Origin of the sequence: Pseudomonas sp. GM74, from assembly GCF_000282455.1 — a bacterium.
Lineage (GTDB): Bacteria > Pseudomonadota > Gammaproteobacteria > Pseudomonadales > Pseudomonadaceae > Aquipseudomonas.
Map to the genome: position 1 here is coordinate 140,915 of NZ_AKJG01000047.1, position 19,758 is coordinate 160,672.

General features: G+C 61.0%; 19 protein-coding genes. 7 read left to right on the top strand and 12 right to left on the bottom strand.

The features are described from left to right. Position 1 precedes the first annotated feature (1 nt). On the top strand, positions 2 to 1,189 hold the full coding sequence (locus PMI34_RS16955) for a molybdopterin molybdotransferase MoeA (protein WP_162130355.1): 1,188 nt from the start codon (positions 2 to 4) through the stop codon (positions 1,187 to 1,189). 64 nt (positions 1,190 to 1,253) lie between these two features. Here PMI34_RS16955 and PMI34_RS29270 read toward each other — a convergent pair whose 3' ends face one another. Beyond that, positions 1,254 to 1,568, bottom strand: coding sequence for a hypothetical protein (locus PMI34_RS29270; protein ID WP_238538779.1), 315 nt, complete (start codon positions 1,566 to 1,568; stop codon positions 1,254 to 1,256). 210 nt (positions 1,569 to 1,778) lie between these two features. Between PMI34_RS29270 and yegS the strand changes: the two genes are divergently transcribed. Continuing rightward, a complete protein-coding gene (yegS, locus tag PMI34_RS16945; protein ID WP_008049116.1) occupies positions 1,779 to 2,696 on the top strand; it encodes a lipid kinase YegS in 918 nt (305 codons plus the stop codon). On the opposite strand, the gene PMI34_RS16940 is transcribed toward yegS, so the two are convergent. From PMI34_RS16940 to PMI34_RS16930, 3 genes are all read right to left on the bottom strand, one after another. Then, complete coding sequence (locus tag PMI34_RS16940) at positions 2,680 to 3,339, bottom strand: response regulator (protein WP_032829568.1); 660 nt, start codon at positions 3,337 to 3,339, stop codon at positions 2,680 to 2,682. The two genes, yegS and PMI34_RS16940, sit on opposite strands and share 17 nt — an antisense overlap. After that, the gene (locus PMI34_RS16935; RefSeq protein ID WP_008049118.1) at positions 3,336 to 4,229 is read right to left on the bottom strand and encodes a sensor histidine kinase; all 894 of its coding nucleotides are present in this window, start codon (positions 4,227 to 4,229) and stop codon (positions 3,336 to 3,338) included. Before PMI34_RS16935 ends, PMI34_RS16940 begins: the two co-directional genes overlap by 4 nt. Before the next feature lie 473 nt (positions 4,230 to 4,702). Then, the gene (locus tag PMI34_RS16930) at positions 4,703 to 5,173 is read right to left on the bottom strand and encodes a hypothetical protein (protein ID WP_008049119.1); all 471 of its coding nucleotides are present in this window, start codon (positions 5,171 to 5,173) and stop codon (positions 4,703 to 4,705) included. A gap of 463 nt (positions 5,174 to 5,636) precedes the next feature. Here PMI34_RS16930 and PMI34_RS16925 point away from each other — a divergent pair, with 463 nt between their 5' ends. Then, positions 5,637 to 6,572, top strand: coding sequence for a chemotaxis protein CheV (locus tag PMI34_RS16925; protein WP_007973464.1), 936 nt, complete (start codon positions 5,637 to 5,639; stop codon positions 6,570 to 6,572). 127 nt (positions 6,573 to 6,699) lie between these two features. Then, positions 6,700 to 7,506, top strand: a complete 807-nt coding sequence (locus PMI34_RS16920; protein ID WP_008049120.1) for an MOSC domain-containing protein — start codon at positions 6,700 to 6,702, stop codon at positions 7,504 to 7,506. A gap of 69 nt (positions 7,507 to 7,575) precedes the next feature. Here the strand turns inward: PMI34_RS16920 and ppnP are convergent, their stop codons facing one another. The 8 genes from ppnP to PMI34_RS16880 form a co-directional block, all read right to left on the bottom strand. Continuing rightward, positions 7,576 to 7,860 (bottom strand): pyrimidine/purine nucleoside phosphorylase, encoded by a 285-nt coding sequence (gene ppnP, locus PMI34_RS16915; protein ID WP_007940055.1) that lies wholly within the window; start codon positions 7,858 to 7,860, stop codon positions 7,576 to 7,578. A gap of 69 nt (positions 7,861 to 7,929) precedes the next feature. Continuing rightward, the gene (locus tag PMI34_RS16910) at positions 7,930 to 8,472 is read right to left on the bottom strand and encodes an exonuclease domain-containing protein (protein ID WP_008049121.1); all 543 of its coding nucleotides are present in this window, start codon (positions 8,470 to 8,472) and stop codon (positions 7,930 to 7,932) included. Positions 8,473 to 8,542: 70 nt separating this feature from the next. Continuing rightward, positions 8,543 to 10,504: an acetyl/propionyl/methylcrotonyl-CoA carboxylase subunit alpha gene (locus tag PMI34_RS16905; RefSeq protein WP_008049122.1), complete on the bottom strand. Its 1,962-nt coding sequence runs from the start codon at positions 10,502 to 10,504 to the stop codon at positions 8,543 to 8,545. A gap of 109 nt (positions 10,505 to 10,613) precedes the next feature. Beyond that, positions 10,614 to 11,411, bottom strand: coding sequence for an enoyl-CoA hydratase/isomerase family protein (locus tag PMI34_RS16900; protein WP_008049123.1), 798 nt, complete (start codon positions 11,409 to 11,411; stop codon positions 10,614 to 10,616). After that, positions 11,408 to 12,565 carry a citronellyl-CoA dehydrogenase gene (atuD, locus tag PMI34_RS16895; RefSeq protein ID WP_008049124.1) on the bottom strand — a complete coding sequence of 386 codons (1,158 nt, stop codon included), beginning with the start codon at positions 12,563 to 12,565 and terminating at the stop codon, positions 11,408 to 11,410. The genes PMI34_RS16900 and atuD overlap by 4 nt, the downstream gene beginning before the upstream one ends. A 24-nt stretch (positions 12,566 to 12,589) precedes the next feature. Beyond that, positions 12,590 to 14,206, bottom strand: a complete 1,617-nt coding sequence (atuC, locus tag PMI34_RS16890; protein WP_008049125.1) for a geranyl-CoA carboxylase subunit beta — start codon at positions 14,204 to 14,206, stop codon at positions 12,590 to 12,592. A 3-nt stretch (positions 14,207 to 14,209) separates the two neighbouring features. Continuing rightward, positions 14,210 to 15,079: an SDR family oxidoreductase gene (locus PMI34_RS16885; protein WP_008049126.1), complete on the bottom strand. Its 870-nt coding sequence runs from the start codon at positions 15,077 to 15,079 to the stop codon at positions 14,210 to 14,212. Positions 15,080 to 15,091: 12 nt separating this feature from the next. Further along, positions 15,092 to 16,894, bottom strand: a complete 1,803-nt coding sequence (locus tag PMI34_RS16880) for an acyclic terpene utilization AtuA family protein (protein ID WP_008049128.1) — start codon at positions 16,892 to 16,894, stop codon at positions 15,092 to 15,094. Between the two features lie 178 nt (positions 16,895 to 17,072). Between PMI34_RS16880 and PMI34_RS16875 the strand changes: the two genes are divergently transcribed. From PMI34_RS16875 to PMI34_RS16865, 3 genes are all read left to right on the top strand, one after another. Next, positions 17,073 to 17,699 carry a TetR/AcrR family transcriptional regulator gene (locus tag PMI34_RS16875; protein ID WP_008049130.1) on the top strand — a complete coding sequence of 209 codons (627 nt, stop codon included), beginning with the start codon at positions 17,073 to 17,075 and terminating at the stop codon, positions 17,697 to 17,699. 93 nt (positions 17,700 to 17,792) lie between these two features. Further along, on the top strand, positions 17,793 to 18,611 hold the full coding sequence (locus tag PMI34_RS16870) for a substrate-binding periplasmic protein (RefSeq protein WP_008049131.1): 819 nt from the start codon (positions 17,793 to 17,795) through the stop codon (positions 18,609 to 18,611). 75 nt (positions 18,612 to 18,686) lie between these two features. Then, positions 18,687 to 19,700, top strand: coding sequence for a GNAT family N-acetyltransferase (locus PMI34_RS16865; RefSeq protein WP_008049132.1), 1,014 nt, complete (start codon positions 18,687 to 18,689; stop codon positions 19,698 to 19,700). Positions 19,701 to 19,758 lie beyond the last annotated feature (58 nt).

Here is a 19,758-nt window from a genome sequence, read left to right on the forward strand (position 1 = left end):
GATGCCTGTCGAGCAGGCGTTGGCGCGCTTGCTGGAAATGGCCGAGACCTCGAGGATTGTCGAGCGTGAGCGCTTGCCGTTGGCGCAGGTACAAGGGCGTGTGCTGGCTGAAGATCTGGTGTCGACGCTCGATCTGCCGCCCTGGCCCAACAGCGCCATGGACGGTTATGCCTTGCGCGTGGCTGACTGGGCGGGAGAGCCGTTGCGGGTCAGTCAGAAGGTCTTTGCCGGTCAGGCCCCCGATCCGTTGCAGCCGGGAACCTGTGCACGCATATTCACCGGGGCGCCTGTTCCCGCCGGTGCCGATTGCGTCGAGATGCAGGAAAACGCCGAGGTTCTGGCCGATGAGCGAGTACGTTTCACTCAAACCTTGACCCAAGGCCAGAACATTCGCCCACAAGGCCAGGAAACCACCGTCGGCGAGTTGATTCTGCCGGCAGGTACGCGGCTGGGGCCGATCGAGCAAGGATTGGCTGCCTCCTTGGGATGCGCTGAGCTGGAGGTGGTTCGCAAGGTGCGCGTGGCGGTGCTGTCTACCGGCGACGAGTTGATTGAGCCAGGGCAGACGCTGGGGCCAGGGCAGATCTACAACAGCAACCGGGTGTTGTTGTGCAGCTGGTTGCAACGTTTGGGGTGTGAGGTCGTCGACGCGGGGATTCTTCCGGACAATCTGGAAACCACTCGCTCCCGATTGGGTGAGTTGAAGGATGTCGACCTGATCCTCTCGACCGGTGGCGTATCGGTGGGGGAAGCCGATTTTCTGGGCATCGCCTTGCGCGAAGAAGGCGAACTGACGCTGTGGAAACTCGCCATCAAACCCGGTAAACCGCTGACGTTCGGACATTTTCGCGGTGTGCCGGTGATCGGCTTGCCGGGCAATCCGGCATCGACTCTCGTGACATTTGCCTTGTTGACCCGGCCCTATCTCCTGCGCCGTCAGGGTGTGCAAGACGTAGAGCCGCTGAAGGTGCAGGTGCCGGCGGGGTTTGACTGGCTCCAGCCTGGCAATCGGCGTGAGTATTTGCGCGGACGGCTGGAAAACGGCAGGGCGACGATCTACAAAAACCAGAGTTCCGGTGTGTTGCGCAGCGCTGCCTGGGCTGATGGACTGGTAGAGGTCCTGGAAGGTCGCACGCTGGTTCAGGGCGATAGCGTTTTCTTCATTCCGCTGAGCGAAGTCCTGGGCTGATAGCTTCAGCGGCTTTGTCACGCAAGACCCGGTTGATTGAACCGGGTCTTGCGTGGTTGGCCATTCAATGCGCCAGAAGCAATGAAATGACCTGCTCGAAACGGCTATTGGCGATCCAGCCAAGGAGGCCGAGGATCACGGCTGTTCCGCAGGCGGAATAGACAAGCCGGTGCTTGATGGATTTGACGTCATCCCGGGCTTCTTCCATGTCCCTGCGTATGCACTTGAGGTGTGTTTCCAGCTCGGTGACGCGAGGTTCCATATCAACTTCTCCCGTGGCTTTTGTGCTGTTGCGGCATTCAGCTCGATGGCCTGCATTTTTATTGTCTGTGAGCGGCAAGACCGAAATGGCCGGTGACGCGAGGTTTTGGCATTGCATGGCACGTCCTTGTGATATCCAGCTGGCACCCAAAAATCTATCAATTCAGATTTCCGGTCAATTGAGCCGATTCCTCATGTTTTGTAAGAAAAGTCCTGTTGTGTGAGGGCCAAGACCTTTCGGCTGCAAATAATTCGATTTCTCGCGACTTTTATCGGAGCCTTCGCGGTCAACATCATCCCAGATGCCGTTCAAACGGGGAGTGAAGTGATGAGCGATCGCAAGGCGCTATTGATTCTGCATGGCAAGCAAGCACTCAACGAAGCGGTTCGCACCGCCGTCGAAAACCGGCGTGAGCGAGGTTGGGAACTGGCTGTTCGGTTGACCTGGGAAGCCGGCGATGCGCAGAGGCTGGTGGGCGAAGCGCTGGCGGCCGGGTATCGATACATCATTGCCGGTGGTGGCGATGGCACCTTGCGCGATATTGCCGAAGCCATGGGCGAGCATCCAGAAAAGGCCAGCCTGGTATTGATGCCGCTAGGTACCGCCAATGATTTTGCGCGTGCGGCGGGTGTGCCCCTGGAGCCAGATCAGGCGCTGGAGCTGCTTGATCGCGTGCCGACCGCCATTGATCTGGGGGAGGTCGACGGGCAGATATTCCTGAACATGGCGACCGGTGGGTTCGGCAGTCATGTCACGGCGAACACGCCGGAGGATCTGAAGAAAATCCTCGGCGGTGCGGCGTACCTGTTCACTGGCCTCTCACGCTTCAATGAGCTGCATACCGCCTACGGTGAATTGCAGGGGCCGGATTTTCACTGGAGTGGCGACCTGCTGGCACTGGGCATCGGCAATGGCCGGCAGGCTGGCGGTGGGCGGGCGTTGTGCCCGCAGGCACTGGTTGATGACGGTTTGCTGGATGTCAGCATCCTGCCGGCACCGCAGGAGGTGGTCGGGACCTTGAAAAACCTGCTGACCGAAGGTTTTGGCATCGACAGCATGTTTGTCCGGGCGCGCCTGCCCTGGGTCGAGATCAAGGTTTCGGAAGGGCTTTACATCAACCTTGATGGTGAACCGCTGGAAGGGGACAACCTGCGTTTCTCGGTGCGCCCGGCGGCGTTACTCGTGCATCTGCCCGAGGGTTCGCCGCTGTTACGGGCCAGCGAAGTACCTAGTCATCGAGGCTGATGATTTGTTCACGCACGGCAAATAGCACGAGGCCTGCCACATCGTAGATCTGCAAGCGCTTCATGACCTGCGAGCGGTGAGTTTCGACGGTCTTGACGCTCAGCCCCAGGCCGTTGGCGATCTCTCGGGTGGATTTTCCGCGAACGATCAACCGCAGGATTTCCAGCTGACGTGCCGTCAGGTTGTGCGAGTCGGCGGGTTCGGCTTGGTGCTTCTGGTTTCGGGTCAGCGCCTGGTTGATCACTGTATGGGCAATGGCCGGGCTCAGATAGCGCTCGTTGTTGCGCAAGGCCTCCAGTGCGTGTTCGAGTTCAGTCGCCGTGGTGTCCTTGAGCAGGTAGCCATGGGCTCCGGACTCCAGCGCCTGCATGATCAGGGCCGGGTCGGTGTGCATCGAGAGGATCAGCACCTTGCTCTGCGGGCGCACCCGCTTCAGCTGCTGCAGGGCTTCGAGGCCGCCGGTCTGGCGCATCGAAATATCCAGCAGGACAATATCCGGGGACAGATGGCCGACCATTTCGAGCAGCTGCGAGCCGTCACTGGCCTCACCGATGACGGCATAGCCGGGCAGATCCATTACCAGGGCGCGCACGCCAGCCCTGATCAGCGAGTGGTCATCCACCAGTAGTAAATTACAAGTCAATGCATAACCTTATTCGAACTGGCCCGTTCGAGCGCACGGGGCGCCCAGGGAAAAAGAGCTTCGATTTGAGTGCCTTTGCCCGGCTCGCTGGTCACGGTCAGTGTGCCGCCCAGTTGATCGATCCGTTCCGACATCCCGGCCATTCCGCGCTGCCCTTCACGACCGGGGTCTGTTGCGGGGGCGAAGCCCTGACCATCGTCGCTGATCTGCAACTTCAGGCCTTGGGGCAGGCGCTGCAGGCACACTAGCAGGTTCTTGGCCTGGGCATGTCGCAGGATGTTGGTGACCGCTTCCTGGGTGATACGGAAAGCTGCCACGGCCATTTCCTCCGGTATGCCGGTCAGGCGCTGCTGGCATTCCAGACTCCAGTGCACCGGGGTGTTGGCCAGGGTCTTGAGCAGGTGCGCCCGCAGACTGGCTTCCAGCCCAAGGCTGGTCAACTGCCGGGGATTGAGAATGGCGGATACGTCACGAACCTTGGCCAGGGTTTCTTCCAGCGTGTCGCAGAGGACCGCGCATTGTCCCTGGAGCTCTTCGGGCATCCGGCGTTTGAGCCAGTCACTTTGCAGTTTGGCGGCGGTCAGCAATTGACCGATGTCGTCATGCAGTTCGCGGCTCAATCGGTGACGCTCGTTTTCCTGGACCTGCAACAGTCGGTCGGCCAGTTCCTGGGGCTGGAATTTGATCGATTTGCGCGAGAGGCAGTACTGCACGGCAACACTGGTCAGCGTCGCAACGTTGAGCACCAGCAAAGACAGGGGCAACGGCATGGACAAGCCATAGGCCAGTAGACTGCCGAGGGTCGAGCAGGCGCATAGCGACAGCGTAAATGTGCGTGCATTTTCCCGGGAGGGTGGCCACTTGGCGATTGACTTGAGGCTGGCGTGCATAGCGGATGGAGCCAATGGATGTTCGCTGCGGGCTGACCGGTCATGCTGGCTGACAGGCCCCTTTTTTTTATGTGGAGCGCCGACGAGTTCAGCTGCGAACTGCAGCGAACTGTATCCGGCTGCAATTCACACTGCCATTAATTGGCGTCAACTAACAGGCGGCATAGTAGCACTTAAGATACCGTTGGTCGCGTCCGTATATATGTCCGAAAAGTCAGGAGTCCAGTCGTCTGGACGATGATTCCATAATGGAACAAGTTGGTTGTTGCCGTCGCAAAATGCCGATTACCCCGGGTTTTGTTGATATCAGGGAATACCCGGGTCAAGGCAGGTGCGCAATTGTCGATGGGCAAGAGTGGTTGTTAAAAAAATGTCGCTTTTAGCTATGAAATATTCATTTGCGACATGTGCGCACTCAAGTTATAGCGCGGTATTGATTAGCGGAACATGCCATGCGGCATGCTTTGACAAGTTCAGGCCTGTCGCTCCGAATAGGAGACGAGGGTGAAAGGCCTGGCGTTGACCGGTGGTTGAAACCGGCTTTGCCCTACCTGGAAGGCAAAGGCTTCTATCAGGGTGGCCTGCTCGCTGTCGTCGAGACTGAGTTGTCCGGTGGTCTGGTCGATGAGTTCGAGTTGCCAGGCAATCAGGGTCAGGCAGTCTTTCAGGGCACTGAGCGCCTCGTCGTGCAGGCTCATGGTGTTCTGAGCGTGATTGAGCAGGCCATGAATATGCAGAGAGAATTCAGACACGGCCGCCAACGCCAGGGTATCGGCCTTGTTGGCCAGCTTGAGCAATGTGCTGAGCATGCAGTCGATGGCGTCCTTGTCATTGCGGATCAGCTGCAGATGACTCAGGCATTCCTCGGTTTTAGCCAGGAGTTTTTCAGCCTCGACAAGAAACTCCGGGAGCCGCTGGGCCCACTCTTTTTGGTCGTTCGGCATACTTATCTCCACAACGTCATGTCAAATGAGGGGATATCGTGTGTGTCGACGAGGGCGGTCGGAACCCCGGCATTGCCGAGTCGTCGGGTCAACCGACTGCGGCTGGCCCGGAAGCAGGCTGGGGAACACGAGAAGGTGGTTGGCCACTGACTTGCGATCGCACACAAAAGCCTGACTCCGTTCATGCAATGAGAATGGCGTCACATTAATGGCTATTGGATATTGCGAATATCAGGTTGCACCTGATTGTTGGTAGGGGAATCCCTTACGCAGGGGAACCTTTCGCGAGAACCAGGGTCGCGTGGCGTAGAAGTGCAGCAGATGTAATCACGGCGCCAGTAAAGCATGATGTTAATGTGACATCAATGGCCGGGCGTGGCATTTTAGAGAGGGTCAAGCTTCGGCAAAAACAGCCGATAACCTTCCTTAAGTGAATTCATCCGAACAAGACCTGGAGTCATTGATGGCCGGCATTCTCGACACGGTAGACCAACGCACGCAACTGGTGGGTGAGAATCGCCTGGAAATTCTCATGTTCCGGCTCGCCGGACGGCAATTGTTCGCGATCAACGTCTTTAAAGTACAGGAAGTCCTGCAACTGCCAAAGTTGACACTGATGCCACAGCGCCATCCCTTTGTGTGCGGCGTGGTCAACCTGCGTGGCCAGACCCTGCCAGTGATCGATCTGTCCCAGGCCATTGGCATGCGCCCGTTGGTGCCGGGGCCTGGCAGCACGATTATCGTCACCGAATACAACCGTTCGGTTCAGGCTTTCCTGGTCGGTGGCGTGGACCGGATCGTCAACATGAACTGGGAAGCCATCCTGCCGCCCCCGAGCAGCGCCGGCCGCCAGCACTACTTGACAGCCATCAGCAAGGTCGATGACCAACTGGTGGAAATCATCGACGTCGAAAAGGTCCTGGCCGAAATCGTCCCGTACAACGCCAAGGTCTCCCGCGACAAGCTCGAAGATCCGGTGCTGGAGCGGGCCCGTGGCCGTGAGGTGCTACTGGTGGACGACTCCAACGTGGCCCTGGCGCAATTGCGCGATACCCTTGGGCAACTGGGCGTGAAGATGCACATCGCCAGCGATGGGTTGAAGGCCTTGAACATGCTCAAGGCCTGGGCCGATACCGGCGTGGACATGACCGAAAAACTGCTGATGGTCTTCACCGATGCGGAAATGCCGGAAATGGATGGTTATCGCCTGACCACCGAGATTCGCAACGACCCGCGCCTGCGCGGTTTGTACGTGGTGCTGCACACCTCGCTGTCCGGCAGCTTCAACGACTCGATGGTCAAAAAGGTCGGCTGCGACAATTTCCTCTCAAAGTTTCAGCCGGACAAACTCGTCGACGTGGTGCGCCAGCGCCTGATGCTTGACGAAGTACCGGCCTGAGCGGGTCTGCATAACCTGTGGGAGCGAGCAAGCCCGCTCCCACAGGGTTTACGGTGTCTGATCGTCAGTCTTTGATTCGATCATCAAGCTCGTATAGGGTAGCGTTTTGCCTGACAGGGAGCTGGCCATGTTGCGTCTGAGCGCGCTGTATCGTTATCCGTTGAAGTCCGCCAAGGGCGAGACGCTGCAACAGAGCGGTCTCGATAAACTCGGGCTGGACGGCGATCGCCGCTGGATGCTGGTGGATGAAGCCAGCGGTCGTTTCCTGACCCAGCGTGCGGTGGCGCAGATGAGCCAGTTGTCGGCGCTCTGGAATGCCGAGGGTGGCTTGACTCTCAGCGCGCCTGGCCATTCGCCGATCGACATAGCCTTGCCCGGCAACGATGCACAACTGCGTGGCGTGACGATCTGGCGCGATACCTTGCGAGTCCCCGATGCAGGCGATGAAGCGGGGGCCTGGGTCAGTCGGTTCATCGGCAAACCGACACGTCTGGTGCAAGTGCCGCTGGATCGGGCGCGGATGACGGAGGCCGGCTATGGCAAGGATGACGACCAGGTGGCGTTCGCCGATGGCTATCCGCTGTTGCTGATTGGCCAGGCTTCCCTCGAGGACTTGTCGCAACGGGTCGGGCGTCCGTTGGAGATGCTGCGTTTCCGGCCGAACCTGGTGATCGAAGGCAGTGCAGCGTTCGCCGAGGACGGCTGGAAGCGTATCCGTATCGGCGAGGTCGAGTTCCGCGTGGTCAAGTCCTGTTCACGCTGTATCCTGACCACCATCGACCCGCAGACCGGGGAGCGCAGCGAAGACCGCGAACCCCTGGCCACCTTGCAGAAATACCGCTCCCAGGCGGACGGTGCAATGTTCGGCCAGAACCTGGTCAACGACGGCTACGGTCGACTCGAAGTCGGCATGCCGGTGGAGATCCTCGAGTAACGTTGCGCAGAAAAAAATGCCCGTGTCGAAAAACACGGGCATTTTTTATTGCGGTGAAGTCCGGCGGGTTTAGCCGCGGTATTCGCACAGGTAAGCGGTGTCGACGGCGACTTTCAGCTGGAACTTGCTGTTGGCCGGCACGTTGAACTGGCTGCCGGCGGCGAAGGTTTCCCAGTCGCTGCTGTCTGGCAGCTTGACGGTCAGTGCACCGCTGACCACGTGCATGATTTCACGCTGGCTGGTGCCGAATTCGTACTCGCCCGGAGCCATGACGCCGATGGTCGCTGGACCTTCTGCGGTGCCAAAGGCGATCGACTTGACGGTGCCGTCGAAGTACTCGTTGACTTTAAACATGGGCGATTCCTCGAAAAGGGCTAAAAAGGGCCGGCCAGTATGCACAAGGCCCCGGGAGTCGTCACCTGTCTAAAGCGGAAGAACCAGCGGCAGCAGGCGTGCGGTATTGCGCGCATCTTCCAGCGCCCGGTGTTGCTGGCCGGTGAACTGCAGGCCGGCCAGTTGCAGGGCGCCGTTGAGCCCCAGCGGGCGTTCCAGGCGCCTGGCCTTGGCAAAGCGCTGCTTGAGGTTCATGTGCGGCACGTTGGCCAGCACGCTGGCGAGTTCCAGGCGCTGCCATTCCTGAAGCAGTTGTTTGCGATCGTAATCGCCCCAACTGACCCAGCCTTCCAGTCGCGTGTGGTGTTGGCCGAGCCAGCGTTCAAACGCCGGCCAGACTTCGCCCAGCGGTTGCGCGGCATCGATGTTGGCTTGGGTGATGTGCGTCAGCTCGCGGCAAAACGGCGTCAGTAACGGCCGCCGCACAGGGCGGACGAAGCGCTGGAAGTGGTCCAGTTCGCGTCCCTTGCGGTCTACCAGAGTGGCGCCGATTTCGATGATTTCCATATCCGTTACGGGCCAACCCCCTTCATCGGTGGTGGCCTCCAGATCAATGACCAGCCAATGAGGCATTGCAGGGTTCCTGGTATCCGCGTCCTGTAGGGTTTGAGCGTAGCCAAACCCGACAGTTCCGCCTAGCGGCTTATTCGACCTCCAAAAGAATCTGCCGGTTTTTCACTTGATCCCCGACTTTGACTTGCAAGCGTTTGAGAACACCGTCGACGCCCGATTTCAATGGGTGCTCCATTTTCATCGCCTCCAGCACCACCAGCAGTTGGCCCTTGGTCACCTGGCTGCCTTCATTGACCAGGACGTCGACAATCGCCCCGTCCATCGGGGCCTTGAGGGTGCCGGAGCTGACGCTGGCCTGGCCGGTAACCTGCGCCTGAGTACGATCCACGAACTGCAGGCTGCCCGGTCGGGTAAACAACCAGAGACGCCCGGCCTCCAGGCGATAGGCGTGGCGTTGGCGAACGCCTTCGATTTCCAGGGTGGCCCGACGTCCGTCGCTGTGGATGATCTTCAGTTCGAGGCTGCGCCCGGCGACCTGAATGCGCAACGGCTCGCCCGGGATCGCCTGCAACGCCACCGGCCAGTCCTGATCCTCAAGGCCGATGCGATAGTGCAGCGGCACGCTGGCATTGTTGCGCCAACCGGCAAGAGGGGCCGGATGAGCCTGTGCCGCCGCCTGATAAAACAGGGCGGCGGCGATGGCCAAGTGGTGCGCACCAGGGGGTTCACGATGCATGCAGGGGTGGTCGGCGAAATGCTGCGGGATGAAGCCGGTGCTGAAATCACCGCTGGCGAACTGCGGGTGTTCCAGCAGGCTGGCAAGCAGGCGTTGATTGCTTTGCAGCCCCAGCAGCACGCTGTCTTGTACCGCCCGCAGCAATTTGCGCCTGGCTTCTTCGCGGGTGGCGCCGTGGGCGATGAGCTTGCCGAGCATCGGGTCGTAGAAAGGACTGATGAGCTGGCCTTCGATCAGGCCGTGGTCGATCCGTACGCCGTCCTGCAATGCCGGCTCCCAGGCCACGACGCGCCCTGTTTGCGGCAGGAAACCCTGGGCCGGGTCTTCGGCATACAGGCGCACTTCCATGGCATGGCCGGTGAGTTGCACCTGATCCTGGCGCAAGGGCAGCGGTTGCCCTTCTGCAATGTTCAGTTGCCAGGCCACCAGGTCCAGCCCGGTGATCAGTTCGGTCACCGGGTGCTCCACTTGCAGCCGGGTGTTCATCTCCAGGAAATAGAACTGCCCGCGCGCATCCAGCAAAAACTCCACGGTGCCCGCGCCGACGTACTTCACCGCTCGCCCGGCCTTGAGCGCCGCTTCGCCCATGGCCTGGCGCAGCTCGGCGGTCATCACCGGGCAGGGCGCTTCCTCGATGACTTTCTGATGCCGGCGCTGCACCGAGCAATCGCGTTCGCCGAGGTAAATCAGGTTGCCATGCCGGTCACCGAACAACTGGATCTCGACGTGACGGGGTTCGACCAGTGCCTGTTCGAGAATCAGTTCGCCGCTGCCAAAACCGTTCAGGGCTTCGGAGCGCGCGGTGCGAATCTGTTCCAGCAAGTCGCTGGCGTCGTGCACCAGGCGCATGCCGCGTCCACCGCCGCCGGCGCTGGCCTTGATCATCAATGGATAGCCGATGCGCTCGGCCTCGCGGCTCAGGGTGGCGTCGTCCTGCCCGGCGCCTTGATAGCCGTTGATGCACGGCACACCGGCTTCGATCATGGCGATCTTCGACAGGCGCTTGCTGCCCATCAGTTCGATGGCCTCGGGGCTGGGGCCGATGAAGGTGATGCCGGCATCCCTGCACGCGAGGGCAAACCCGGCGTTTTCCGAGAGGAAGCCGTAGCCCGGATGGATCGCATCCGCGCCTGTGCGCCGGGCTGCGTCGAGGATGGCCGGGATATTCAGGTAAGACTGTTGCACCGGGGCCGGGCCGAGCTTGACCGCCTCGTCGGCCATCCGCACGTGCAGCGCATCGGTGTCGGCATCGCTGAACACGGCGACCGTGCGATAGCCCAGCGCCTGGGCCGTGCGCTGGATGCGGCAGGCGATTTCACCGCGGTTGGCGATGAGGATTTTCTTGAGTCCGGGCATGGGTTGGCTCTCTGGATTTTGCGGTGTTTGTTCGGGCCTCTTCGCGAGCAAGCCCGCTCCCACATTTGAAATGCATTCCAGTGTGGGAGCTGGCTTGCCAGCGGAGCTTTTAAATGGCCCAGCCCGGTTTGCGTTTTTGCACGAAGGCCATCGTTCCCTCGACGCCTTCTGCTCCGGTCACCGCTTCGCTGAACCATTCGGCAGTCTGATCCAGCAGGGCATCCGACGGTTGTCCGGCACTGGCCAGCAAGAGTTTCTTGGTCGCCGCATTCGCCCCCGGCGCGCAGCACAACACATGGGCCAACACCTCATCGAGGCGTTCGGCCAGGGCCTGCGGATCGTGCTCGACAAAATGCACCAGCCCCATGCGCCGCGCCTGGGTACCATCGAAACGCGCCGCCGTCAGGGCCAGGCGCCGGGCCTGGGTCAAGCCGATGCGCTGCACCACGAACGGCGCGATCTGCGCCGGCAACAGGCCGAGGCTGGTTTCCGGCAGGCCGAATTGCGCCTGGTGATCGGCCAGGGCGATATCGCTGACGCAGGCCAGACCGAGACCTCCGCCGAGCACCGCACCCTGCAGCACCGTGATCACCACTTGCGGTGCGTGTTGCACCTCTTGCAACAGCGCGCCGAACACCCGGTTCAGATCCCGGTGCGCAGTCGAGCCTTGAGCGCGGGCGTTGGCCATGTCTTTGATGTCGCCACCGGCACAGAAGTGCCCGCCGACGCCGCCGATCACCAGTGCGCGAACCCCGGGTTTATCGCTTACCGCAGCCAGCACAGCGCGCAACTCGGAAACCATCTGCAGGCTCATCGCGTTACGGCATTCCGGGCGGTTGAGGGTGATGTGCAACACGCCGTTGTGCAGCTCCAGCAGCAAGGTCTGGCAAACCGGCAGGTTGTTCATTTCTTTTTCCCCGGCAGAATACCCATGAGTTTGCAGATGATCCCCAGCATGATTTCGTCGGCGCCACCGCCGATCGACACCAGCCGTACATCGCGGTAAGCCCGGGCCACCGGGTTGTCCCACATGAAGCCCATACCGCCCCAGTATTGCAGGCAGCTATCACTGACTTCGCGGCCCAGCCGCCCGGCCTTGAGCTTGGCCATGGAGGCCAGGCGCGTGACGTCCTGGCCTTTGATGTATTGCTCGGTGGCCTGATAGACCAGCGCCCGCAGGCATTCGATTTCGGTTTGCAGCTCAGCCAGACGGAAGTGGATCACCTGATTGTCGATCAGTGCGTTGCCGAAGGTTTTGCGCTCCTTGCAGTATTCGATGGTGCTGTCGACGCAGTACTCCAGGCCCTTGATCATGTTGGCCGCGCCGAACAGGCGTTCCTCCTGGAACTGCAGCATCTGCATCATGAACCCCGCGCCTTCATGGCCGATGCGGTTGCGCTGCGGCACGCGTACGTTGTCGAAAAACACCTGGGCGGTTTCCGAACTGCGCATGCCGAGCTTGTCCAGGTGGGAGCTCAGGCTGATACCAGGCGTGTTCATCGGCACCATGATCAGCGATTTATTGATGTGCGGCTTGTCGTCCGAGGTGTTGGCCAACAGGCAGATGAAGTCGGCGCTGGGCGAGTTGGTGATCCACATCTTGCTGCCGTTGATCACGTAGTCGTCGCCGTCTTTGCGCGCCGTGGTTTTCAGCCCGGCGACATCAGAGCCTGCGCCGACTTCGGAGACACCGATGCAGCCGACCTGCTCGCCGCTGATGGCCGGGCGCAGGAATTCCTCGCGCAGCTCATCGGAGCCGAACCGTGCCAGCGCAGGCGTGCACATGTCGGTCTGCACGCCGATGGACATCGGAATGCCGCCGCAATGAATGGTGCCGAACTCTTCGGCGGCGACGATCGAATAGCTGTAGTCGAGCCCCATGCCGCCGAATTTTTCCGGTTTGGAAATACCCAGCAATCCGAGGTCACCGGCCTTGCGGAAGATTTCGTGGATGGGGAAGCGTCCGGCCTTTTCCCATTCCTCGACGTGGGGGTTGATCTCGTGCTCGACGAACTGGCGAACGGTGCGGCGCAGTGCTTCGTGTTCCTGGGTGAAGATCATTTTTATTGTTCTCCTTGAGCCGGCCTAGAGCCGGGCTACGCCAAAACTGTTGGCTTGCAATGGCCGCACCTGGGCCTCGTGACAGATATCCAGCAGATAACCGAGCAAGGTCCGGGTATCGCGCGGGTCGATCAAACCGTCGTCCCACAGATTGGCGCTGCCGTAGAGCGCCGTGGACTGGCTGTCGAGTTTCTGCGCGGTGACCTGTTCGAGCATGTCGAGCATTTTCGGATCGGGCACCAGGCCGTCCTTGGCCTGTTTGGCCTCGGTGACGATGCGCAGCACTTTGCCCGCTTGGGCGCCACCCATCACGGCGGTGCGGCTGTTGGGCCAGGCGAAGATGAATCGCGGGTCGAGGCCGCGACCGCACATTGCATAGTTTCCCGCGCCGTAGGAGCCACCGACGACGATGGTCAGCTTCGGCACCCGGGCGTTGGCCACCGCCTGAATCATCTTCGCGCCGTGCTTGATCACGCCTTGCTGTTCCGATTCTGTGCCGACCATGAACCCGGTGGTGTTGTGGAAAAACAGCAGCGGCGTCTGGCTCTGGTCGCACAGCTGGATGAACTGGGCGGCCTTGCTCGCACCTTTGGGCGTGATCGGGCCGTTGTTGCCGATGAAACCACAGGCGCGGCCCTGAATTTTCAGATGACCGCACACAGTCTGCTGATCGAACTCGCCCTTGAATTCAAGAAAGTTCGAAGCGTCGGCAATACGGGCGATGATTTCGCGCACGTCATAGGGCTTTTTCGGATCATCCGGGATCAGCCCCAGCAGTTCGTCGATGGGGTAGAGCGGTTCCTCCCAGCGACGTTCGGGTAGTGGGGGCAACTGCTCGTTCCATGGCAACAGGCTGACGATCTCGCGTACCTGACGCACGCCGTCGGCATCGTTTTCAGCCAGGTATTCGGCAGTGCCGGCGGTTTGTGCGTGCATCTCGGCACCGCCCAGTTCTTCATCGGTGGCGACTTCGCCGGTGGCGGCCTTGAGCAGTGGCGGGCCGGCGAGAAACAGCTTGGCCTTGCCGCGCACCACCACCACGTAATCCGACAGCCCCGGCTGATAGGCACCGCCCGCCGTGGCAGAGCCGTGCACTACGGTGACCTGCGGCAACCCCATGGCCGACATCCGTGCCTGATTGGCAAAGCTGCGCGCGCCTTCGACGAAAATTTCCGCCGCGTAATTGAGGTTGGCGCCGCCGCTTTCGGCAAGGGTGATCACCGGCAGTTTGTTTTCCATGGCGATCTGTTGCAGGCGCAGGGATTTCTTCAAGCCGCTGGGGGAGATGGTTCCGCCCCTGATCGCGCTGTTGTTCGCCACCACCAGCACGCGCACGCCGGACACATAGCCGACGCCCGCAATCAAGCCGCCACCGGCGCAGCTGCCATCCTTGTCGTCATGCAGCTTGTAGCCGGCCAGGCTCGCCAGTTCGAGAAACGGCGCGCCAGGGTCCAGCAGCAGGTTGAGGCGTTCCCGGGGCAGCAACTGGCCGCGTTTTTCGAACTTCGGCCTGGCTTCGGCAGCCTTGTTCAGCAGGTTCTGCTCGAGCACGCGAACTTGCTCGATGGCGCTCAGCATCGCCGCACGGTTCTGGGCGAACGGCTCGCTGTGGGGATCGAGTTGCGACTGAATCACCGGCATGGGTTATTCCTTGTCCTTCAATACGTCGGGTATGTAGGCGCGGTGGAAACCGTTGTACGACTCGCTGTTGGTCGCTTTGTGGATCGGCCAGGCGCGGCCGCCGAGGCTGGCGGCGCCGTCGATGCGCAAGGTGCTGCCGCTGACGAACGCCGCTGCCGGGCTGAGCAGGAAAACAATCGCCGCGCTGACCTCCGATTCGGTGCCGATGCGCTTGAGCGGCACATGTTCGCGCAGGGTCGGGATCACGGCCTTGAAGGCGCCTTCGTAGGTGTCCATGCCGCTGGAGGCTATCCACCCCGGGGCCACGGCGTTGACCCGCACCCCGGCATGACCCCATTCGTACGCGGCGGTCTTGGTCAGATTGTCCATGCCCGAACGTGCCGCGCCGGAGTGGCCCATGCCGGGCATGCCGCCCCACATGTCGGCGAGCATGTTGACGATGGCGCCGCCATGCTGGCTCATGGACTGGTTGAACACTTCCCGGGCCATCAGGAAACCGCCCACCAGATTGGTGCGCATCACGGTTTCGAAACCCTTCTGATTGATCGAGGCCAAAGGCGACGGGTACTGCCCGCCAGCGTTGTTGACCAGACCGTGAATGGGACCATGCTTGCGGATCAGTTCGCTGACCAGGTGCTGCACCGATTCCTCCTCGCGGATGTCGCAAACCGCCCAGTCGGCCTTGCCGCCGTCGTCGGCGATCTCCGCCGCAACGTTTTTCAGCTTGTCGGCCTTGCGCCCGACCAGCAGCACATGGGCGCCGAGGGCCGCCAGTTCGTGGGCGGTGCAGCGGCCGATGCCACTACCGCCACCGGTGACGATGATGTTTTGGCCGGCAAACAAATCGGCTTTGAAAATCGAATCGTAGGCCATGGCGGCAATCCTCTAGTTGAACTGGTCGGCGATGCGCTGCGGCACCGGGATCTGGATTTCCAGCAGTTGCTGGGCGAAGGCCTTGCCTTGCGGATCGATGCGCAGGCTGGCGACACCGCCGCCGCCGAGGGCGTTCTCCAGCAGGAAATTCAGGCTGTGGCTGGCGGGCAAGTACCAGCGCTCGACTCGCCCGTGGACTGGATCGAGGACGTGGCCCATCCAGTCGACGATCACTTCCGGGGTCAAGGCTTCTGCAATCCATGGCAGGAATTCCGGCACGCGGGCCATGACGCCGATGTTGCTGTGGTTGCCCTTGTCGCCCGAGCGGGCGACCGCCAGTTTGACCAGGGCCACGCTGGCGTCGGCCAGGCCAAGCGGTTTCGGTGGCGTGAGCGTGGCTGGCAGGTCCAGCGGGTCAAGCACATCGAGGGCGGGCAGGGCACACGGGTGGCGCTGGCCCATGAAATCAATGTCCAGCGTGCAGGCGGTTTTGTCGATCAGGAACGAGAACAGCCGGATCAGCGGATACACCGTTGGCCGGCCACCGACAATGCCGGTCAGCCCCGGCGCCATGCCGGTGGCGGCTTGGGCGATTTCCCGGGAGAACACGATCAACGCCTGCTTGTCCGGATGGCGCACCGCGAGTTTGATCACCACTTCGCGACTGTCCTGACGCTGGCCGTGGGGGCCATAGGTGGCCTCGCTGCCCAGCAACTCGATACTCACGTCGCTGTAGGGCGCCCAGCCGCGCAGGCGGAACATTTCCGAGGTCTTGTTGATGATCGCATCACCGACCCGCCGCGCCTTGTCGACGGCATCGATGCCGGCGATCAGGCAACTGGCGGTGCAGCGGAAACCATCGGGGTACGTGGCGCTGACCTTGTATTGCGCGGTCGGCGGCAGGCCTTTGGCGCCATGCACCTGCACCGCGTTCTTGCCTTGTTGCAGCAGTTTGACCTGAGTGAAATCGCACACCACGTCGGGCAGCAGGTAGGCACGTGGGTCGCCGATTTCATACAGCATCTGTTCGCCCACCGTCAGTGGCGTGACCAGCCCACCCGTACCTTCCGGTTTGCTGACGATGAACTGGCTGTCGGCGCTGACTTCGACGATGGGAAAACCGATGTGTTCGTAGTCGGGCACGTCGCGCCAGTCGGTAAAGTTGCCGCCCGTGCACTGGGCGCCGCATTCGATGATGTGCCCGGCCAGTGCCGCCTGGGCGAGCTTGTCGTAGTCGTGCCACGACCAGCCGAACTCATGCACCAGCGCGGCGCTGACCACCGCACTGTCGACCACGCGCCCGGTGATCACGATGTCCGCCCCCAGGCGCAGGGCTTCGACGATGCCGGGTACACCGAGATAGGCGTTGGTCGAGACACACATCGATGGCAGGGGCGCGCCACTGAACATTTCATGAATGCCCAGGTTGCGCAGCTGTTTGAATTGCGGTTGCAGGTCGTCACCCAGCAGCACGGCGATCTTCAGCGCCACCCCGGCCTTGTCGCAGGCCGCTTGCAGGGCGGCGGCGCAGGCTTGGGGATTGACCCCGCCGGCATTGCTGATGACCCGGATGTTCTGCTGCGCGAGATGCGGCAGCAAGGGCGCGAGCACTTCGATGAAGTCGCCCGCATAGCCGGCCTGGGGATCTTTCATCCGCGCGCCGGCCATGATCGACAGGGTGATTTCGGCCAGGTAATCGAAGACCAGATAGTCCAGATGCCCGTGTTCGACCAGTTGCGCGGCAGCGGTCGAGGTATCGCCCCAGAAGGCACTGGCGCAACCGATGCGAATTGTTTTAGGCGCAGTCCATTCCATAACCACCTCCAACCGAAGTTCATCGACATTACCAAGCAAGCGCTTGGTTTGTAAATGGCTTGATTATCTTCTGCCCAAGCGCTTGCTTGGTTGCATCCATGCGCTTAAATTGCCCGCGCAACCCCGCTGTTTTCGGGGGGATCTGCGTTATTGATTGAACGACTGTAGGAGAGAACGGGTGGACGAGCAAAAAGCCCTGAGGGTGATGCGCCAATTGGTCGACGATGGCCAACTGACCGACCCGGACAGCGCCCGTGGCAAGCTGCTGCAAGTGGCGGCCCACCTGTTCCGCAATAAAGGTTATGAACGTACGACCGTGCGCGACCTGGCCGGCGCCGTGGGCATTCAGTCGGGAAGCATTTTCCATCACTTCAAGAGCAAGGACGAAATCCTGCGGGCGGTGATGGAGGAGACCATTCTCTACAACACCGCGTTGATGCGTGCGGCCATCGCCGAGGCCGGCAATGTACGCGAGCAGGTGCTGGCGCTGATCCGGTGTGAATTGCAGTCGATCATGGGCGGCAGCGGCGAGGCCATGGCCGTGCTGGTCTACGAATGGCGCTCGCTGTCCGAAGAGGGTCAGGCCAAGGTCCTGGCGTTGCGGGACATCTACGAAGACATCTGGCTGCAAGTGCTGGGTGAAGCCAAGAGCGCCGGGTTTATCCGTGGCGATGTGTTCATCACCCGCCGCTTCCTGACCGGCGCATTGTCCTGGACCACCACCTGGTTTCGCGCCGGCGGCAGCATGAGCCTCGATCAGTTGGCCGATGAGGCGTTGATTCTGGTGCTGGAAGACCGGCAATAAGCTTGTATTGGCCTACATTAAACTGGCTAACTGGACGAAACCGCCTAGCTTAAATGCATTGGTACCGTTTTATTGGGGAGTGGGGGCGTTTTGATGGGTTTGCCAATTCGGACAGCCTCGCGGCTGTTGCTGTCGATGCTTGCGGCGTCAACGATGATGCCGTCCCAGGCTGCGCAACTGGTGCGTATTGGTGCCGCGCACTTTCCGCCCTACACCGTGCGCCCGGAATCCGGGGCCGATACCGGGTTGCTGCCGCAACTGGTCGAGGCCCTGAATGCATCGCAAACTGACTACCAGTTTGTCCTGGTGCCCACTTCCATTCCCCGGCGCTTCGGTGACTTCAAGCAGGACCGGGTCGACATGGCCATCTTCGAAAATCCCGCCTGGGGTTGGGAGGAGATCCCCCACACGGCCGTCGACATGGGGCTGGAGGACGCCGAGATTTTTGTCGCGCAACGCCTGCCCGATCGACAGCAAAGCTATTTTGCCGACCTGAAAGGCAAGCGTCTGGCCCTGTTCAGCGGCTATCACTACGAATTCGCCAACTTCAATGCCGACCCTCTGTACCTCGCGAAAAACTACAACGCCACACTGACCTATTCTCATGACAGCAATCTGCTGATGGTATTACGCGACCGGGCCGACATTGCCCTGGTCACGCGCTCTTACCTGAACGACTATTTTTTGCGCAATCCGAATGTCGCCAAGGAGTTGTTGGCGTCCGATCGCATCGATCAGGTCTATCACCACTACGCAATTCTGCGTCCGACCGCCCCCATCAGCGGCGAGGCCTTCGGCAAGTTGTTGCAAGGCTTGCGGGACAACGGCCAGATGTTGAAGATTTTCGAGCCGTACAAGATTGCGCTGGTGCCGGTCCCGCGCAACGAACCGGCGCCACAAGCCGCCAAATGATGGTCTTTGCCTAAATTTCCCGCCGTGGCTCACGTCACCTCGTTGAACTGTCGACGATTATCGTGAGCCCGACCCATGTCCAATCTGAATGACCTGACTGCCCTGTGCCTGCCGACAGGCAGTCGTCTTGCCGCCGATGAAACCGATTGCCGCCTGAGCCTCAGCCTGGAAGGGCAACCGTTGCCCGCCCTGCGGCTCAGTCGTGGCCCGGAGTTGCGCGTGCAACTGGAGGAGCGTTTCAGTCGCCTTGAAGGGCAGGCATTGTGGGCGGCCTGTTACTGGCTGTTCGCTCGCGACCCCGACTGTCAGCGTCTGATCTGGCAACTGCAAGAGGTACCGACCGAAGCCGTGTCCAGCGGTCTGCTGATTCCGACTCCCGTCAGTGGCCAGTATCACTGCGAGCGCACTGTGTTCTGGCAGTTGTCGCAGCCGTGGCTGGGGCATTCCCTGACCGGCAGCTACCCGCAGCAAATGCTCATTACTGATGGCAAGCGTCATCCACGGCGGCCGGTCAAGCCTCGTGGTGAAGTGTATCGACGCTTCGATGCGCGGCTGGGCGCCCGGGTTTCCCTGCGCACGCTGGACATCGAGCAAGACCTGGTGCGCTTCAACCGTTGGCAGAACAGCCCGCGTGTCGCGAGTTTCTGGCAGGAGGAGGGCAGCCTCGAACAGCATCGCCAATACCTGAGCAAACTCGAAGCCGATCCGCACACACTGACGCTGATCGGTTGTTTCGACGATCAGCCCTTCGCTTATTTCGAAGCCTACTGGGCCAGGGAAGATCGCATTGCACCCTTCTATGAGGCCGGCGATTACGACCGTGGCATTCACATGCTGGTGGGCGAAGAAAATCACCGCGGTCCGCACAAGGTGGCGAGCTGGTTATCGGCGCTGGTGCATTACCTGTTTCTCGATGATCCGCGCACCCAGCGCGTGGTTGCCGAGCCCCGTGCCGATAACGCGAAGATGATCGGGTACATGCAGGAGCAGCGCTTTCACTGCGAGAAAGAGTTCGACTTCCCGCACAAGCGCGCGGCCTTGATGGCGTTGGGGCGGGAGCGGTTTTTTGATCGGTGCGCACTGGCTTGATGCTTGAAGCTCAAGATTCGTTGCGGTCTTGAGTCAGCCTTCGTCGGAACGCCGCCCG

Excerpts from the sequence above, each read along its gene's own strand:
- PMI34_RS16955 (WP_162130355.1), top strand. The coding sequence starts at position 2 with ATGCCTGTCGAGCAGGCGTTGGCGCGCTTGCTGGAAATGGCCGAGACC.
- PMI34_RS29270 (WP_238538779.1), bottom strand. The coding sequence starts at position 1,568 with ATGCAATGCCAAAACCTCGCGTCACCGGCCATTTCGGTCTTGCCGCTC.
- yegS (WP_008049116.1), top strand. The coding sequence starts at position 1,779 with ATGAGCGATCGCAAGGCGCTATTGATTCTGCATGGCAAGCAAGCACTC.
- PMI34_RS16935 (WP_008049118.1), bottom strand. The coding sequence starts at position 4,229 with ATGCACGCCAGCCTCAAGTCAATCGCCAAGTGGCCACCCTCCCGGGAA.
- PMI34_RS16930 (WP_008049119.1), bottom strand. The coding sequence starts at position 5,173 with ATGCCGAACGACCAAAAAGAGTGGGCCCAGCGGCTCCCGGAGTTTCTT.
- PMI34_RS16925 (WP_007973464.1), top strand. The coding sequence starts at position 5,637 with ATGGCCGGCATTCTCGACACGGTAGACCAACGCACGCAACTGGTGGGT.
- PMI34_RS16920 (WP_008049120.1), top strand. The coding sequence starts at position 6,700 with ATGTTGCGTCTGAGCGCGCTGTATCGTTATCCGTTGAAGTCCGCCAAG.
- ppnP (WP_007940055.1), bottom strand. The coding sequence starts at position 7,860 with ATGTTTAAAGTCAACGAGTACTTCGACGGCACCGTCAAGTCGATCGCC.
- PMI34_RS16910 (WP_008049121.1), bottom strand. The coding sequence starts at position 8,472 with ATGCCTCATTGGCTGGTCATTGATCTGGAGGCCACCACCGATGAAGGG.
- PMI34_RS16905 (WP_008049122.1), bottom strand. The coding sequence starts at position 10,504 with ATGCCCGGACTCAAGAAAATCCTCATCGCCAACCGCGGTGAAATCGCC.
- PMI34_RS16900 (WP_008049123.1), bottom strand. The coding sequence starts at position 11,411 with ATGAACAACCTGCCGGTTTGCCAGACCTTGCTGCTGGAGCTGCACAAC.
- atuD (WP_008049124.1), bottom strand. The coding sequence starts at position 12,565 with ATGATCTTCACCCAGGAACACGAAGCACTGCGCCGCACCGTTCGCCAG.
- atuC (WP_008049125.1), bottom strand. The coding sequence starts at position 14,206 with ATGCCGGTGATTCAGTCGCAACTCGATCCCCACAGCGAGCCGTTCGCC.
- PMI34_RS16885 (WP_008049126.1), bottom strand. The coding sequence starts at position 15,079 with ATGGCCTACGATTCGATTTTCAAAGCCGATTTGTTTGCCGGCCAAAAC.
- PMI34_RS16880 (WP_008049128.1), bottom strand. The coding sequence starts at position 16,894 with ATGGAATGGACTGCGCCTAAAACAATTCGCATCGGTTGCGCCAGTGCC.
- PMI34_RS16870 (WP_008049131.1), top strand. The coding sequence starts at position 17,793 with ATGGGTTTGCCAATTCGGACAGCCTCGCGGCTGTTGCTGTCGATGCTT.
- PMI34_RS16865 (WP_008049132.1), top strand. The coding sequence starts at position 18,687 with ATGTCCAATCTGAATGACCTGACTGCCCTGTGCCTGCCGACAGGCAGT.